Below are 18,073 nucleotides of genomic sequence, written 5' to 3' on the forward strand. Positions count from 1 at the left end.
AAGTTTGTGATTCCACCTGCAGCGGTGTGAACTTCCGACCGCAGACTCGCGTGAGATTCGAATTGGCGGTACAACGATAGGTCGATTACCGAGCCATGATTCAAGCTGCTGTCCGATCCGATTCGACTCGGCAGTGAACATCCGGCTGGCATCTCGCTGATCGGTATTTTCGTTGGTGATAGTTGTGGACCGCTTCGAGCGTCGTCCAGCCGTAGATTCTAGGGGAGTTTGTACAGTGGAAAGCATCGAATCGAACAACGGCCTCTCGCGCCGTGATCTGCTCAAGACCACCGGAACCGTCGCCGCCGCGTCGGCACTGGCGGGCATCGTTCTGCCGAAGCATGTCTATGCTGGTGAAACGAACACCGTGAACATCGCGCTGGTTGGTGCGGGTGGACGCGGAACCGGTGCGGCAGAAAACGCATTGTCGACGAAACTCGGCCCGGTCAAACTGTCGGCGATCGCTGATGTTTTTCCCGACAAGCTGAAAAGCAGCTATGACTCGCTGAAGACGAAGTACAACGAGATGGTCGACGTTCCTGAAGAACGCAAGTTCATCGGGTTCGAAGCCTACAAGCAGGCCATGGACTCCCTGAAAAAAGGTGATGTGGTCATCCTGACGACGCCACCTGCGTTTCGCTGGGTGCAGTTCAAGTATGCCATCGAACGTGGCCTGAACGTCTTCATGGAAAAGCCCGTGACCGTCGACGGCCCCAGCACTCGCAAGATGCTGGAACTGTATGAAGAGTCCATGAAAAAGAACCTGAAGGTCGGCGTCGGCCTGATGTGCCGCCACTGCGAATCACGTGGCGAGTTGTTCAACCGCATCCAGGATGGCCAACTGGGCGAATTGAACCTGCTCCGCGCGTACCGCGTTGCCGGGCCGACCGGGAATGCGTTCGTGAACAAGCGACAAGGTGATATCAGCGAACTGGCGTACCAGATCCGTAACTTCCACGGATTCCTCTGGGCCAGCGGTGGTGCGTTCAGCGATTTCCTGATCCACAACATCGACGAATGTTGCTGGATGAAGAATGCCTGGCCAGTCGAAGCGAAAGGCTTCGGGGGCCGTCACTATCGTGGTGAGTACATCGATCAAAACTTCGACCAGTATACAGTCGAATACACGTTCGCGGACGGCGCCAAGCTGATCCTCGAAGGTCGTTGCATGATCAATTGCTACAACGAATTCTCCAGCTTCTGTCACGGCAGCAAAGGTTCGGCCGTGATTTCGCAATCGGGACATGCACCATCCCGCGCCCGAATCTTCAAGGGACAACGGATGGTCGAAGACGATGTCGTCTGGCGCTGCAAAGATCCCGAACCCAATCCATACCAATTGGAATGGGATCACCTGATGCACGCCATTCGGCAGGACAAGCCGTACAACGAAGTCAAACGCGGTGCCGAGGCGAGCCTGGTCACTTCGATGGGACGTATGGCCTGCCATACGGGCCGAATCGTCAAGTTCGACGACATGCTGAACAACGAGCATGAATTCGCACCGAACGTTGACAAATTGACGATGGACGGTCCTGCACCGATTCTGGCTGATGCCAATGGAAAGTACCCCGTCCCCGCACCGGGCATCAAGACGACGCGTGAGTTCTAATTCAGCGTCAGTCTGAAGAAAACAATGAGCCCCATTGAGTTTTCACTCGATGGGGCTCATTCACATTTAGAGGTGGTTGTTTGCGTTAGAAAACTCAGTAGCTTGTCGTTTCAGCACCAGGTTCAACCTGTTGATCGCTTGGTTGCATCCCGTCAACCGGTGCCGCCGTTGGCAGAATCCCATCCGAGTCCGGAACTCCTGGATAAATGTCTGTCTTGGGATATGGGACAGGTGAAGCAAACTCTGCCGGTTCGGTCTTCAGCCAATTGTTCGGAGTTGCAAAGCTGCGTGCCCAGGCACGGCGAACCGCTTCCTGTTGTGCAACCGCATTCCATTCCCCTTCCGTTAGATTGATTCCATCATTTTCAAGAATTGTACCGCGTCGCATGTGCAACTCGGTAATGGCCTTATTGTAATTGACCAGTGAGGTGTAGTACGCGATTTCAGCCGCAGCGTTGCTCGCTTGTGCTCGCAACACCAAGTCCAGCGTCGCGTCTCGAACTCCCGCTTCGTATTCCGCCTGAGTCGCCTGAACTCGACGTTCGGTGGCAACTTTACGATCGAGATATGTGCGAGCCGTCATGTACGAGATATCGATACGCTGCATCGTTTCCGCAATTTCGTGGCTGATGTCCAGTTCCTGTGCGGACAGGGCGGCACGTGCCTTCACGAGTTGCAGCTCGATGTTTCGTAACTGTGCATGTGCCGCACGGAATCCGAGCGGCATACTGAATTGCAGACCAAGATTCCATCCCGTCTGATCAGCCCGAGCCATCGCACCATAGAAGCTGTTGTATCCTGCCGCGGTTGTTCCATCGACATTGGTATTCGACAGCAGGTTGTTGCCGAAGCCGTTGACCTGGTAACCACCGATGAAGTTCAACTGTGGATTCGTAACGTTCTCAGCGGCAATTCGCTGCAGTTCCAAACTCTTAATCTGCCACTTCTGCTTACGCAGTTCCAGCCGACGAGTCAGGGCGTCAATCAATGTCGATTCCCACTGCGCGACATACTCTCCGTCAAGCGGGTTATCTGACGGACGAATCAACTTGCCGTCGTTGACCGGCATCCCCAGTTGTTTCCGCAAAGCGTTTTCGGCCGCCAAGATTCCGGCCCACGAGTTTTCCAAGTTCGCTCGTGCTTCCAAGTAAGCGTCGCGAGCCTGAGCTTCATTGCTGGCATTGCCGCCTGTTGCTCCAACATCCATCTTCGCTTTGACTTCTTGCCACGTTCGCAGCAAGCTGTCACGATTCGCGTTGTCGGTATCGAACTGGCGATAGGCCAGGTACAGCTCCCAGTAAAGATCCTCGGTATCCTTGACCATTGTCATCACGGCGTTTTCGAAGTCCGCCAGCGAGATATCGGTGTTGATACGAGCGATCGCCACCCCTTGAGACACCCCGGTCACGGCACCCAGACCGGCTCGAGCTGGACCGGCGATCCGGTTGTACTCGACGCCTGAACCTGCCCACAAAGGCTGTACATACTGAACCTGTGCAATCCCGTTGTAGCTTGACGGGAACAACTGCGAAGGAGCATTCGTCCCGACGTAGTTGACGTTATGGTTCAGGCTGATCGTACCACCGTTCGCCATTGTCTTCTGCAAGGTCGACGTCAACGCCCCGGTATCGGTGTTATTGACGAATCCCGCCCCTGTTGCCGCAAACGGGTTCAGCGAGTTTGCAACAACCGCGTTCTTGCCGAACACCAATTGACTCGTGAACGAGGCATCAAAGTCAGCCAAGGCCGCTTCCACACCGCGGCTACCGAACAGAAAGCCCGTATCGCGCAGCGCGGCATCATAGATCGACGGTGCGTTCTGCGGAGTCTGCAATAATGTCAGATTGCCCCCACGGGTTCTGATCATTTTGTTGTTCTGCACGGCCAAGTGTACGGCCTGCAGCAACGGCATCTCCCAGATTTCGTCATGTCCACGATCTCGAACGGTATGAGGCCGCTGAGAATTGACCACATCTTCGCTTGTCGGCTGATCGACATTCGAGTACTCGATCGCCAGCGATCGGTCTTTGTAGTACTGGAGGTCCGCTTCACCTAAATAGGAAACGGGCCGAGAATTTTTACAGCCGAATATGGCGCCACACATAAGCAGCGCGTTGATCCATCGGATCGATCGCATCCACCGCATTACTTGCATCCTTGCAAATACGGTCGTAAATCACGGCACAGCCAAGTTGCTGTGCCCGCATCCTGCAGAGATCAGCAATGGAGCAATCATCGACTGCGGCTTGCTATGAAAATCTCTCACGACCAATATCGGCGGAGAAAGAGTCGACGCATGACACGAACCTAAGGCGGCCAGCGGACCATGAGATACGTCAAATATCGGACAATCACCACGAGCGGCATGAACCGATTTGTCCGAGAATCTCGTACAAGCTGAAAATCTGCATTATCCGTCAAAGTCAGCCAATCGACGTCATAAGTCAACGACGTTGCGACTGGCAAATCACCGGCACAGGACGGCCCTCAATCCACACCGTATTAGCGTTTGGTCACGCACTCGTCGAAACTCAACATCGTTTCGACAATCACGCTCAGGGCGGCATGGTCCGATAGGCTCAGTTGCTCATCCCGCGGAGAATCGCCGACCGAAAGGAATAGCTTGGCATCGTCCGGCACCATTTCAAAGTGACGCTTCTGCTCGGCGTGAAGCCGAATCAATACGTCGAGCTCTGGCGGAGTTGGCAGCCGGCTGGTCAATTCGCGAAATACATCTCGAATCTGTGATTCCACCTGCCCGGGATGGCGTTTCAATGCCTTCTCGGCAAGAACTCTTGCCGCCTCGACATACTGCGGATCATTCAGCAGTACCAGAGCCTGTAGCGGCGTGGCTGTCCGCTCACGTCGCGCCGTACACACTTCGCGGCCCGTCGCGTCAAAAGTCAGCATGCTGGGCGGTGGCGATGTCCGCCGCCAGAACGTGTAAAGACTCCGTCGATAAAGCCCTTCGCCTTTCGCCTGTTGATAAGTCTTGCCAGTTCCGGCCTCTTCCCACAATCCCGCCGGTTGATAGGGCATCACACTGGGGCCTCCCAGTTTTTTCACCAGCAAGCCACTGACCGCCAGCGCATTATCCCGAATCTGCTCGGCCGGCAGTCGATAGCGTGATCCACGCCCCAGCAGAATGTTGTCGGGATCGTCGATGTCAAGTTTCGTATCTCGAGGAATACTTGATTGTCGATACGTGGCCGATAGCGCAATCTGTTTACAAAGTCGTTTGACGTCCCAGTCGTGATTCATGAAATCGCGAGCCAACCAGTCGAGCAGTTCCGGATGCGAGGGGAGTTGTCCCTGTCCCCCAAAATCCTCGACCGACGGGACCAGACCACGCCCAAAGAACAACCCCCAGAAACGATTGACCGCCACACGACTTGTGAGAGGATGCTTCGGATCAGTCATCCAGCGTGCCAGCCCCAACCGATTTCGTGGCAACTCTTTTGCAAAGGGCAAGATCGTCGATGGGGTGTCCGCCGTGACGGCTTCGCCCGGCGCATCATACGCTCCGCGCTTCAACACATGCATCGGCCGCGGTTCCGGTAACTCGTGCATCACCATGATCTGCCGGACTTTCGAGATCAAATCGTTCTCGTCGCGTTCGAGCATTCGCAGCTCACCCATTGCGGCCATGTAGGGACCATCAAGGTGCCGCAAATAGTGTTCGAACAGGCTCGCCTGATCGAATTCCAATGACGCGTGTCGCAAGCCGACTTCGGGCGATTGCACGTCATGATTGAGCTTCGCAACTTCCAAGGTTGTCAGTTCGCGATCAAAGACCTGCAATTCGTCGACCTGTCCCAGACGAAACCCCACATCGCGGAAACGGGCCCCCAACGACAACTCCACACCCTCAGAATTTGAATCGCCCCATTCCTTCCGGTATGTGATGTCGCGCGTCAAATTGTCGTGTGTGGTTTTGACGTCCGCCGGTTGTCCGTCGATAAATAGGCGTAATCCCGCGGCACTACTGCTGCCATCGTACGTGACCACGACCTGGGTCCATTGGTGGATCGGAATCGTGTCGAGGGTCTCGACCTGAATCGCATTCCCAGGCCAGAAATGAACCAGCGAGAATTTCAGCCGTCCGCTGTCGAGAATCAACGAATATCCTCGATAGGCTGCGTCCTCTGCCGCAACACATTGATGCGCAACGACGATTCGAGGTTTTTGCTCAGCGGATTTCAACCAGCATGAGATCGTGAAGGGATCAGTCCGACCAAATTGCCCCGCCCCGACGCACTTGAACGCCTCGTCACCACCAAACTCAATTGCCTGACCTGCGACACCCGGCACAAGCCGGTTCTCGCCCGAGACTTTCGCATCGTCGAAGGTCACTCGCAGTTTAGGTTCCAGCGGACGTGAAGAATGGGACGCAAGCAGCGCCGTCAACTCTGCCCCATTCGAAACACAGGCTTTTGACAATGGGTGTTGCAGGAATCGTGTCTGCGCGTCAGTTCGAATTTGCTGAAGCGTGGTGCGTTGAGCACGTAGTTTCTCGAGCACTTGATCGTGCCGTAACTGCTCATTCCCCTCGAACAGCGGCAGCGCAGGTGTCGGGGCCGTTTCCGTGAAATGGGAATACAATCCGTGCTCATCAATGTTCGCAAAAAACGCTGCAAACTCGTAGAAGTTTGCTTGTGAAATCGGGTCGTACTTGTGGTCGTGACAGCGGGCGCACTCAAAGGTCAGTCCGAGAAAAGCAGTACCATTTGTCACGACACGGTCAGCGATGTACGCCTGACGGAACTCTTCTTCAATGCTGCCCCCTTCGTTCGTCTGCCGATGCAGGCGGTTGAAAGTCGTCGCCAGCAATTGGTCATGAGTCGGGTTCGGAAGCAGGTCACCGGCCGTCTGCCAGATCATGAACTGATCGTAATGAAGGTTCTCATTGAACGCGCGAATGACCCAGTCTCGCCAGGGCCAAACATGGGTATTGCGATCTGCCTGGTATCCAAATGTGTCGGCATAGCGGGCAACATCCAGCCATTCGTTCGCCATCCGCTCGCCGTACGCATTGGACTCAAGCAACTGATCAATGGCGCGTTCGTATGCATTCGCTGACGTGTCTACCAGAAACGCATCCAGCGCCGCCGTCGACGGCGGTAGGCCGATCAAGTCAAAGCTGACTCGTCGCAACCATTTCTCGCGCGTTGCTTCGGCTGCGGGCTCAACCCGTTCTCGCTGCAATCGGTCGAGGATATAGGCATCAATCGGAGATCGAATCCAATTCGCAGCATCGGCCGGATGAGGAACCGGTACTGTCGTCGGCACCGCAATGAATGCCCAGTGAGGATGATATTCTGCCCCTTCCGCAATCCATTGCTTCAGCAGATTTTTTTCCGCAAGTGTCAACGGCTTGTTCGATTTCGGCGGCGGCATCAATTCGTCGTCATCCGACGACAAGATGCGATGGACCATCTCACTCGTGTCGGGACTACCCGGTACAATCGCCTGCTTCTCAACGGCACTCTCGCGCAGGTCAAGCCGCAAATCAGCCTTTCGTGCATTCTTGTCGAGACCGTGACAGGAAAAACATTTGTCAGACAAGATTGGCCGAATGTCGCGATTGAAATGGATTGGCTCGGCCCCCCAACCAGGGACAGCGGTCAAAAGTACAAACAGACAAACGCCGCTTCGCCAGACGCTTGCAATACATTTTTGACACCGATCGCTCATCAACACGTTGCCTCCGTCGACACAAATGAGTGACCTCATCCTGCGTCGCCCATCGCCACACTTTGTGAAGGTCGAGTGGCCAGCGTTCGGAACCCTGTTGGGTCATCAACGCGTCACCCATCGGAGCAATCTTATCAGAAATCAGAAGAAAGCATGAGCATCCCAGATGCCCAACCTCGTGATTGCGCGCACCGCGGCAGTCGAATCCAATCGAAATGGATTGCCGCCTCTCGTCCGGCTCAGAATCCCATCATCCGGCGAATCGCCCGGTGTCGCGGTCACGCTTCGGGAATCGCCCAATGCGAGGGACGATAGTTTCGCGCCAACAACGCTCCCGCTTCAGGGTCATTCACCAGTTGCTGTCGGACAGGATCGAGCTTCAGCGAACGGCCCAAACGAACCGTCAAGTTCCCCAAATGGCTGAGTGCCGCCGAACGAAACGCATTGTCCACATCCGCATGCGGTGTGCGGCTATTTCGAATTGCTTCCACAAAATCCGCGTAGTGCGAGGGCGCATTCTCAGTCGGCTTGTTGGGCAATTCCATTTTGGCGTTCCGTTCACCAAGAACTTCTAGCTTGCCACGTTTGCTGACAAAGATTTTTCCCTTCGTTCCGTAGAACTCGACACCACTGTCGACATTGAACGGATAGTTGGTTGACCAGAGCCGCTGCTCATAGAGCAACGTTCGCGGAGGCTGCTTTGCCTCCGTTCCGGCATACTCGAACGCCACTGTCATCGTATCGGGGAACTCCTGGTCATCGTCGAAGTAGTACTTGCCTCCCACACCGCTGATGGTGTCGGGAAGTGCGTCCACGCCAAGCCCCCAGCGGGCCAGATCCAGTTCGTGCGCGCCGTCGTTCCCCATGTCGCCGGAACCAAAATTCCGCCACCATCGCCAGTTGTAGTGGAATCGATTCGCTTGAAACGGAATGAATTCCGCAGGCCCGACCCAAAGGTCATAGTCCACTCCCGCGGGAACCTCGGTCGGACGCTCATGACCAATCGATTTTCGGCGTTGGACATTCCACGCCTTCGACATCAGGACGTCACCAATCACGCCCTCACGCAAAGCCGCGATGACAGATAGAGCCAATGGATCGGATCGAAACTGAGTCCCATGTTGCACGATCTTCTTCGTCCGACGAACCGTCTCCACCAGAATCGTTCCCTCGTGAAAATTCTGACAACAGGGCTTTTCGACATAGACATGCTTTCCCGCCTTCATCGCGAGAACCGCCGCCGGCGTGTGCCAGTGATCCGGAGTGGCAATGACGACCGCATCCACGTCTTTGTCATCCAGCACGCGGCGAAAATCATCCACGGCCGTCGCGGCAGGAACTTGGGCGCGCACTTTTTCGCGCCGCGATTCGTCCACATCGCACACAGACTTCATCCGCACGTTCGGCGTCGCGCCGAATCGCTTCACCAGCCCTTCGCCCTGACTGCCACATCCAATGACGGCAATCCCCACCTGTTCGCCAGGTCCACTTGCAAGAGAGAGTCTCGACGAAGTCAACGCCGTGGCCCCAACCACAGCCGCTCCGAAATCCATGATGAACGTTCGGCGATCTGAACGCATTGGCGAGCCCCCTGCGAGTGTGACGAATGGTCGATCATAAACCAGAATCATACTACGATGGACTTCGCCACTTCTCGACACCCGGCGATTGCCTGAATAGACAATTCTTTTACACATTCTGCGCGCTCGATCGCCAAGCCTACGAGCCGCTGCGTCGTGACAATGGCGCAGTGTCACCAGAATGCCCTGCCACAGGCATTGAATTCACTTGGGGGAAATTCGCAGGGAAGCGGATTGCCTGGTTCATGCACCGTTATTCGAGGCAATGAGACAGGGAAGAAACGCTAAATTGGCGTGAGAATCGAACGTTAGCGAATCTCGATCCTCACGCCCGCCCGTCATCATCGAGGCGACTAGGGTTACGTTGCGATTCGATGTACCGGGCCCGCTTCAAATTTGATTAGAACTCGCCCAGTAGTTCAGAACCGGAACGAGTCCCGATTGCGCGCCACGTGAGCAGATTCATGTTCTCGCTGGCAAAACGAACACTTCCGTCGCAAAGCAATAGGTGCACTCCGCCGACATGTTCGCTCCTTGCGCCGAAGAGCCCGTTGCCGCAGGTACCCATATCGGGGACATTGCTATTTGGTGAGTGGTAGTGGTTGTAGGCGGTCCAATATTCCCGGCCGTGAATCCATCCCGCACCACGCTGCCCAGCCCACCCACGACTGATAGCCACAGTCATCGCTTCAAACAATGATGGATCAGACGGGGCGGTGTACCCATTTGCCAGCCCCGCCGTTGCCGGAGGGACGGTGCTCGAGTTCCAAACGCAGGCGACGTTAATATACGAACGTCGGCGTTCGCGATTGTTGGCAGGGGCAGACACGACTTGCGATGGGAAACCAATCAACGATTCAGAGAACGCCGCCGTGTTGCTCATTCCGTCTGGAATGTCTGCGAAGCGAACTTTGGCGTTCGTCCAGACAATTCCATCGGTCGGAAGCCGAGTGTCGTAAAGTGTCCCGACACCCGTGCCAGAATTGATGTGGTAATTCGTGGTCGCGTACTGGAATGTCGATCCCGTAGCGCCGCCCGTCGTACCTGAGGTCACACTGATGAAGTCAGGTCCCGGATCACTCGGACAGCGAAACACACCGAGTTTCGTCTTGGCCACGGGGACCAGTGGCGGATTAACGTCGCCAGGACAGCAACCTATTTGAGGCTTGATTCCAAAATCGATCAGCGCGTGAAGGGATGCCTGGTCCATATACGGAAGTAGCTGTGCCTGAACCGAGAACGAACCGCTGTTTGCCGCTCCAAATGAATAGTACGCCGGAAGAACGGTATGGGTCGATTCATAGTTGTGCAGCGAGAGACCGATCTGTTTCAAGTTATTCTTGCATTGGGTTCTTCGCGCCGCCTCGCGAGCCTGTTGAACGGCGGGCAAAAGCAGGGCAATCAGGACGGCGATGATCGCAATCACCACGAGCAGTTCGATGAGCGTAAATCCGCGCGCACGGCGAGCGGGAGACAAGTAACCCATGAGGTCCTCCAGGAAGGTGATTCTGAAAATATTGAATGCCAAATTGATTGCGCATCAGCGCGCACCGGCACACTCGACGCGACCGGTCTGTCGCGCGAAACGAGATTGAACAGAGAGATCGAGTCCTGTCATGAGCCCTTGTTCATACAAGGAATCATGCGAAATCGACTAAGCCCACGACCACGCTGGATGGGGTACAGATGGACGACGCCAGTCAGCAAACGAAAAGCCGGATCGTTGAGTCAATCGAATTGCTCCAAACGGCGAATCGGCCACTTGTGCTGATTCGATGTGACACTGAACGTGCTATTTCGAAGTCACTTCGGCGGCGCTGATCCGGCTGATTTGTGGAACAGAAATCGTCAGCGTGGCGGTGTAATGCGTTTTCTCAAAGCCATCCCCTTTTTGATCGGCGACGGGATGATGAACCACCACCAGGACGACATTCCCTTCCTTGGGTATGAATGCGGCGACGCCTTCAGTGTCTGTCATCGCTTCATGATCTTTATCGAAACCTTCCGTCAGTGTGGCTCCACGTGGGATGAACGACACGCGCGCGCCTGCCAGCGGCTTCGATTGATAGAACAATTTCACGCGAATGGGTTCATTTGGTCCCATCGCGGTGATGGGATTCGCCAGGGGGACGAGTTCCATCGCGTGGCCCAAGGGTTTGTCAAATCCCGTTTGATCCGCCGGCACGGCGTCGAGTTGACGGCTCGCCTGAAAATACGTCTTGCCACTTTTGATCGCCCGTGTCGTACCGTGCAATGTGTTGAGCGTATGCGAGACCACATGCAACCCTGCGTCTTTCGCAACGAATCGACCCGACCAATACCCTTCTTTGGGGGCATATCCGGTATCGACAATCCCCGGCTTCAAATCGACCGCTTTGCCATCCGGACCGATCACAGAAAGCTGACAGGGCGCAAGCGTGATCTTGCTCGCCAATTTGAAGTCTCGGTGATCGTTTCCGTGATTGCCCAATTTCAAGTCCACAAAGACAACATCTCCCTGCCTGACGAGGGCGGTGTTCGTTTCAACCCAGGTATCGTGAGCTACGGCCGTCAATGGCGCAAGAGCAACTGTAAAGGCTAAAATCAAATTTCGCATGAGCATTTCCCTTGGAAAGCATTTTCATCAAATGAAGGAGTCGAAGGTACGTCTAATTGACGCACACGCTTCGCGATATTCGTCGTCTCTCATTTCCGGCTTAGTGGAAATGAGCTCTAACAGCCTGTTGACGTAACGGGGACTGGCTCCGACCAGATTCAAAAACGCCATGACACCGTGAATGCCGAGGTGCCTGTCCCCCTTACGTCAACAGGCTGCTAAACAAATGCGGATTTACTTCCGTATTTCAAGCAGTACATATCGAGATCAGATGATGCTCGGGTATCCCGTAGACGGGGCGGAGGAACAGGCGGTTCCGGATCATGCCCGACGAACCACAAATCCTCCAGGATGAATCGTTCGCCTGCCTGCTTCCTTCGCGGATTCGGCGACACAATTGATGGTATGACAAACAAGGGTTGACCGGAGAAGGCGGTCGCAATCCCCTGACATTTTTGAGCAACGACTCCCATCACATATCCGAGTCGCGATTCTTTCTTTGTCGCAGAATTCGCTGACAGTTTTGGATGTTGAGGCTGTGACGCTTCATGAGCCGAACAACATCCCCCTCGAGCTGCGGCGGTTCGCGAGCTGGATCGAGATGTCTCGGCAAGCACTGCGAATGCGTCGACCTGATTGCGTTTGGCCCAAGCTCGCTTTTGCCTGGCAGAGAAGCAGCAGCATCGTTTCTCACACTGCTCAGCAGAATGGCATCCGCATGCTCGGTTTTGGCAAGGAAACGGACGCGAGACATCTTTGCCACTTGGTGACCGAGAAGAGGCAAGGGGAATCGGCAGCAGCGCGCCCAGTATCGCAATGACCAGCAAGATCGAGATGACTTGCCGTCGCGAGAGACCTACAAAATCCTGCCACCGACACAACGTCATCGATTTTTGCCTTGCCCTTCTCGGGCAGATTCACGGCCAAATCGATTCGCTCTCCACAACGCTTACCATATCAGGAGTGCATTCCAAATTGCATTGAAGAGAGATTGGTCGATCGAGTTTTTCCCAGTGCCGAGAACCGGGGACAATGGTTAGAGCATTTCAGTTCGGCAATTGTAGAGACATGTCGGTGGAACGCCACGATTGTTGGCGCACCTCAATTCTGTGGGCCGGCATTCATCCAGTGAACGAAAATTCTTCAGCGGGAACACCAAGAAAAAGCGAGGAACATGCGGAGGGGAGATCGAGAGTCGTTGGAAGACCGTCATGTCATCGCGATTGGAACTCGAAATGTCACCGAGTGCTACGAAGCGAATACGTCCGTCCTCAACCCGTGCACTGGCATGCCTTAACCGTCGTTTTCCGATACCTCAGCGGCACCTACAGGTACTGTGAATCGGAGAGGCTTCTTGTTTCGAAAGGATTCAAGTTGCTCGTTCCATGCTTTGACATTCGGGTAGAGCTTGATCGCTCGTTCCTGATGTTCGATCGCTTTGTCAAATTCTCGATTTTCTGCGTAGGCCGCAGCAACGAGGGTCAGGTGGTAGGGTGATAGAAACCCGCGAAGTTCCAGGGCTTTCAGGGCGCATTTGGTGGCTTCGGCGCCATTGCGGACGTCATCTTGTGGACAGGAGGCGTAGAGAATGGACAGATTGAGATGCGCGTACTCGGAATTAGGGTTTCGCTTGAGTAAGTTCTGATAAGCGAGAATCGCCTCTTGATACTGTCCCTGAGCCTCGTGCAGTTTCCCGCGCGACAGGTATGCGATCGTCAAATCGGGGCGAAGTTTGAGAGCTTCTTTCAAGGCCTCGGCTGCGGCTTCGTATTTTTTTTCTCGAACAGCCTGATCGCGTTTCCAAGTCAATTTAAGCGCGGCGATTCGGTCATCTGGATGACGATTCAGTCGGGTTTCGGGGATCTTTGCCTTCTGTCCACGCAGTACCAGTGTGGCCAAGAGGCAACCGTAACTTTTCACATCAGAAGACGACGCGGCACACTGCAAATACTGCGTGGCAAGCTTCTTCTCTCCATGGTGATCCAGGAATTTTCCCGCACAGAAATACATGAGTGTCACGTCATCGTCGTTTGACGAACCGTCCACAATCTCCTGGAACGACAATTCATTCCACTGAACACGACTTCGGTCTTGTACGGCACTGAGCAGCATGCCGGCCAGTCGCACGAGAGTTGAATGCTGGTTGAATTTCACGCCCATCTGCTTCAAAACATCATCGCGCGCCACAGCATCGTCGTTATGATCCGCGAGCAGTGCCCCCATAATATAGAAGAAGGGCGTTCTGGATTCCTCGCCTACGGCCTTGAGGTAAGTCTGCTGTGCCGCCTTTGAGTTACCATCAATGATTTGCAATAGGCCCGTTGCAACCACCTGATCTTTCTCGCGATTGGGGAGTCGAGAATTCAGATAGCTATCCGCGAATGCGCGTGCCGCCTTCCGATCTCCGCGGTTCCAGCGAACGCAGGCATAGAACCAGTCCATAGCGTTCCCTTCGTAGCGTTCGGAAAGCGCTTGATAATATCTCTCTGCTTCTTTCCAATTCTTCAGTCCTTCCGCACAACGTCCCGCAATGAAAAGACCCCAACCAGAATAAGTTGAGGCCGCGTTTTCCGCATGAACCTTGGCCTCTTTCCACTTCCCCTGCCGCATTAATATTTTGGCGATCTTCTCGCTGGCGCGTCCCTGTTCGAGTCCAAATCCAGGCAGTTTTTCGGCCTCTTTTAAGAGACTGACGCAGGTTTCGAAATCCTGCTGATCCTGGTATTCGTCGGCGAGTGCAAAATACGCCTCATGGGATGGCTCGACCGCGATCGATTGTTTCAGGCAGCGAATCGCGTCTTCCGATCGATTCAGGCGGCGGTACTTTCTGCCCATTTCAAATTGGATATATGCGTCTTTCTGAAACTTGAGCTCCCACTTCTGTGCGGTTTCATCGGAAAAGGAAGTTGCGGATTGCACCGAATACGCAAACGAACGAGGATGATTCGGTGCGACGCCGCGCAGGGACGTTCCTGCGAGCGTTCTCCAAGATGCCGCACCAATTCTGAGCACACATTGCATATCGTCGTAGAGACGCTCAACGTGCCGATAGACAAACATATCGAGTTGCGTGGCGTCTTCTCTGGAGACCTGATAGGCCGCGTGGACAACATGCAGGCCACGCGCTTCGTAGGCAATCCGAGGGGCCGACTTCATCAACTCCTGATAGCTGGACGCAATGAGTTCGCGTTCTCCAGTGAACGTGGTGAGATACTTGCCGAAACGATGCTCTTTGAACATCGGCAATAACTCTTGATACGTCGCCTTGACTTGCTCGATGGGCAGCCCCAATGTCTTTGATTCAACACTCAAACGTCGCCAGGCCTCAACAAACGTCACATCTTTCAGCATGTTGGCGAGCAACCTCCAGCTCAGCTCCTCCTGACGTTCGGATGTTGATCCTGCCTTTTCAAGTTCTTTCATCAGCTGCAATCGAGCAGGGTGTTCCGTGTCCACGTTGACTCGGCCAGTCGAGTTGGATTGTTGGCTGGCGATTTTTTGCGCTGCGGCAGGGAATCCCGTCAAATGAGTCAGGCGATCATAAATTTCGGGCCAAATCTGTATGGCGACGTCCTCTGTCGCGATTCTTAAACTTCTAATCCTATTGGTCTCACACATCACTTCGAGCACGTAATAACTAGCGGGATTCAGACTCTCGAATTTCGCAACCGCTTCAAGGGCCGCTTGGGTATGGTGACGCGCGTCAATGATCCGCATGTGAAGATAGGATGACAGTTCCAAATTCGAGGCACCGGATTTTTCAAAAACCGGTAAGTCGTACTGACAATACGCTTCGATCAAGGGCAACCATTTCGGAGCTTCCGATTGGGAATCCGCTTGAGCTGCTTTGACGTCTTTGAGTGCTTGAGCGTGATTCCCGGCGAGCGCCCATGCGTAAGCGCGGTGACCAAGGCTGTTGCTGTTGGAACCATACTTCGCCACCATGCGGTGCGAATAAATCAGCGACCTGGCACTGAGAGCTTTCCAAGTTGGAGCCCAATGAAATTCAACCAGACTTCCCAGATTGGCATAAGCACGAACCAACTCTCCTAGATTCTCAACCGATTCGCCTTGCACTTTTCGCCGTGCATGCAGATTGCGAAGGCGGCCGAACTGAAAAACAAAATCCAGGTGATCTTCGGAATCGCTGACAATCGCCTTCGATTCTAAAGCGGTTACGGGTGCAGCGGTGTATCCCATCTCTTTCAGCGCCGCCACAAATTCTTTCCGTGAAAACGGTTCCACTTGTTCAGCGAGCTCAATTAGCGATTGTGTCGTCGACATTTTTACCGAAGGTGACGTCCAACGAGATGTTTTTCCATCCGCACCATATCGCGACAACACAATCTGTACACGGATGTCGCCCGTGACCTCGTCACGTGATTCAAGCGTCATATCCATTTGCAATGGATAGGATGTTGGCGAATCCGTGGTCAGCACCAGTTCATCCAGAGTCCCATCAAGGGTACTTAACCCGAGTTCCTCGCGTGCGGCAATCAGGATACTTTGCCGAATCAGCTCGCGTCCCATTGACCCACATGAGACTCCGCGTAGGTCTGCACTAATGGACGGCTCGTCGACGGTGAGTGCGACGGTCCCCTTTGGTGAATGTGCAAGGCCTTCCGCAGGCTTCGCAGCAACGGTATCGGCTTCCGCATTTGCACGAGCAAGCTGGTCTTGAGCACGTTGAACGGGCAGGCGTCTTTCCACCTTGTGATCGTCACCTCGCCCTCCAGACGAACCTTCCGAGGCGGACAAAGAAGCACAAAATTGGTTCCCCAGGATTGGTCGAAAGTGCGGAAGGTCGATTCCGCATCTCGCGATCAGAATCACTGCGAATGCCGTAAATTTGCAAAAGGTGGAAGACACATTCCGCAGACGCGTTGCTGTCGAATTTCGTTCAGGCATCATTCAACGGTTTTCACGGATGAGCTAGTGGCGCATAGTTGCCACGTGCCAAAACATTAATAATACATCATATACACAAAGTCACATTGTCATTGATCTGTTTGTAAGTTGTAAAGTGAACACGATGCCGTTTTTGTTCCGGCCCTAATGAAGAGGCGAGAAATGGGCAAACCGACGGGTTTCGATCTTGCGTTCGTCACTCGGGGGGGATTGAGTAAAACTAGGTAATTCGACATAGGCAATTCCTGGTGCACGGCGTTCTTTTCACCGCGCCGACGCGGCCGCGATGCCAAACTGCGTGAGGTGTCGAACGAGGGGACTTCGACATGTTGGCATGCAGACGAGATTTGGTTTATTCTTGCCGGACTTCAGGCACTTTATCCGAAGGCGCGAGGTCAGGTATTGCCGCAGATCGCCGCCGCAATGCACCGCGTTTGATGTCGTTGAATTCCGAGAAGGACTAGCAAGATGGGGCAGAAACAAGTCAACGTCGCCATGGTTGGACTGGGATTTGGTGCGGAATTTATTCCCATTTACCAGTCACATCCCAATGCGAACGTCTACGCGATCTGTCAGCGAAATGCCGAGCATCTGAGCGCGATCGGCGATCGATTCAAGATCGAAAAGCGGTTCACGACCTATGCCGACGTCCTGAAAGATCCGAACGTCGATTTCGTACATATCAATTCGCCGATCCCCGATCATGCTTCGATGTCCATTCAGGCACTCAAGGCCGGAAAACACGTGATGTGCACCGTGCCGATGGCCACCACCGTCGAGGAGTGTCGTCAGATCTGCGAATTGGTGAAGCAGACCGGGCTGAAATATATGATGGCCGAAACGGTCGTTTATTCGCGTGAATTTCTGTTCATCAAAGACCTTTACGAAAAGGGTGAACTCGGCAAGATTCAGCATCTGGCGGCATCGCATCCTCAGGATATGGACGGCTGGCCGGCCTACTGGCAAAAAATGATTCCGATGCACTATGCCACCCACGTGGTCAGCCCTTGCCTGGGACTGGTCAATGGGCGTGCCGAGTATGTCAGTTGCTTCGGGTCCGGAACCGTGCGGGACGATATCGCCCAGAAATCCGGCAATAAGTTCGCAGTCGAGTCATGCCATATCAAGATCAAGGATTCGGACCTGACGGCTCATATCTGGCGATTCCTGTATGATGTGGCGCGTCAGTACCGCGAGAGCTTCGATGTCTACGGCACCAAAAAGAGCTTTGAGTGGACGCTGGTCGAAGGCGAGCCACACGTGCTTCATACAGCGAAAAAGCCTGAGCATGAAATCGCCTCGAAGGTGGAAGTCCCTGATTTTGCGCACCGACTTCCCGAACCGATCCGGAAGTTCACTCAATCGATCCAGGATGCCGATCACCTGTCGTTCATTCAGGGCGGCGGTCATGGGGGCTCGCATCCACATCTGGTCCATGAAATGGTGAGTGCCCTCATTGAGGATCGTGACCCCTGGCCCAATGCGACGCTTTCCGCCAACTGGACCTGTGTCGGGATTCTGGCACACGAGTCGGCGCTGAAAGGCGGTGCTGTCATGCCCCTTCCCGAGTTCACGTTATCGTGAACTGACTTATGATGAGTCGCCGTTGTCAGATACGTAATCGTCGCGCGGCGGCTCGATCTTCACCCGTTTGGTGCCCGCAGGAGCGAACTGGAAAAGTGC

At 54.4% G+C, this 18,073-nt stretch carries 8 protein-coding genes; 2 read left to right on the forward strand and 6 right to left on the reverse strand.

The features are described 5' to 3' along the window. Window positions 1-235: 235 nt before the first annotated feature. The gene (locus OSO_RS0104380; protein WP_010582298.1) at window positions 236-1,612 is read left to right on the forward strand and encodes a Gfo/Idh/MocA family oxidoreductase; all 1,377 of its coding nucleotides are present in this window, start codon (window positions 236-238) and stop codon (window positions 1,610-1,612) included. Window positions 1,613-1,706: 94 nt separating this feature from the next. Here the strand turns inward: OSO_RS0104380 and OSO_RS0104385 are convergent, their stop codons facing one another. The 6 genes from OSO_RS0104385 to OSO_RS0104445 form a co-directional block, all read right to left on the reverse strand. Then, a complete protein-coding gene (locus OSO_RS0104385) occupies window positions 1,707-3,758 on the reverse strand; it encodes a TolC family protein (RefSeq protein WP_010582299.1) in 2,052 nt (683 codons plus the stop codon). Between the two features lie 356 nt (window positions 3,759-4,114). Further along, window positions 4,115-7,306: a DUF1553 domain-containing protein gene (locus OSO_RS0104395; protein WP_010582300.1), complete on the reverse strand. Its 3,192-nt coding sequence runs from the start codon at window positions 7,304-7,306 to the stop codon at window positions 4,115-4,117. Window positions 7,307-7,584: 278 nt separating this feature from the next. Beyond that, the gene (locus OSO_RS0104405) at window positions 7,585-8,886 is read right to left on the reverse strand and encodes a Gfo/Idh/MocA family protein (protein ID WP_029246632.1); all 1,302 of its coding nucleotides are present in this window, start codon (window positions 8,884-8,886) and stop codon (window positions 7,585-7,587) included. A 400-nt stretch (window positions 8,887-9,286) separates the two neighbouring features. Then, entirely contained in the window at window positions 9,287-10,372 is a 1,086-nt protein-coding gene (locus tag OSO_RS0104415; protein WP_010582302.1) for a DUF1559 domain-containing protein, read from the reverse strand. Between the two features lie 306 nt (window positions 10,373-10,678). After that, on the reverse strand, window positions 10,679-11,482 hold the full coding sequence (locus OSO_RS0104425) for a DUF4198 domain-containing protein (RefSeq protein WP_010582303.1): 804 nt from the start codon (window positions 11,480-11,482) through the stop codon (window positions 10,679-10,681). A 1,293-nt stretch (window positions 11,483-12,775) separates the two neighbouring features. After that, window positions 12,776-16,192 (reverse strand): tetratricopeptide repeat protein, encoded by a 3,417-nt coding sequence (locus tag OSO_RS0104445; protein WP_157605030.1) that lies wholly within the window; start codon window positions 16,190-16,192, stop codon window positions 12,776-12,778. Between the two features lie 666 nt (window positions 16,193-16,858). On the opposite strand from OSO_RS0104445, the gene OSO_RS0104450 reads away from it, so the two are divergent. Beyond that, window positions 16,859-17,974, forward strand: coding sequence for a Gfo/Idh/MocA family protein (locus OSO_RS0104450; protein WP_010582306.1), 1,116 nt, complete (start codon window positions 16,859-16,861; stop codon window positions 17,972-17,974). The last annotated feature ends 99 nt before the right edge of the window (window positions 17,975-18,073 follow it).

Origin of the sequence: Schlesneria paludicola DSM 18645, from assembly GCF_000255655.1 — a bacterium.
GTDB classification, from domain to species: Bacteria; Planctomycetota; Planctomycetia; order Planctomycetales; family Planctomycetaceae; genus Schlesneria; species Schlesneria paludicola.

What these genes read in the sequence shown, in the direction of transcription:
- OSO_RS0104395 (WP_010582300.1), bottom strand. Translation starts at nt 7,306, where the DNA reads ATGAGCGATCGGTGTCAAAAATGTATTGCAAGCGTCTGGCGAAGCGGC.
- OSO_RS0104425 (WP_010582303.1), bottom strand. Translation starts at nt 11,482, where the DNA reads ATGCGAAATTTGATTTTAGCCTTTACAGTTGCTCTTGCGCCATTGACG.
- OSO_RS0104405 (WP_029246632.1), bottom strand. Translation starts at nt 8,886, where the DNA reads ATGCGTTCAGATCGCCGAACGTTCATCATGGATTTCGGAGCGGCTGTG.
- OSO_RS0104385 (WP_010582299.1), bottom strand. Translation starts at nt 3,758, where the DNA reads ATGCGGTGGATGCGATCGATCCGATGGATCAACGCGCTGCTTATGTGT.
- OSO_RS0104415 (WP_010582302.1), bottom strand. Translation starts at nt 10,372, where the DNA reads ATGGGTTACTTGTCTCCCGCTCGCCGTGCGCGCGGATTTACGCTCATC.
- OSO_RS0104450 (WP_010582306.1), top strand. Translation starts at nt 16,859, where the DNA reads ATGGGGCAGAAACAAGTCAACGTCGCCATGGTTGGACTGGGATTTGGT.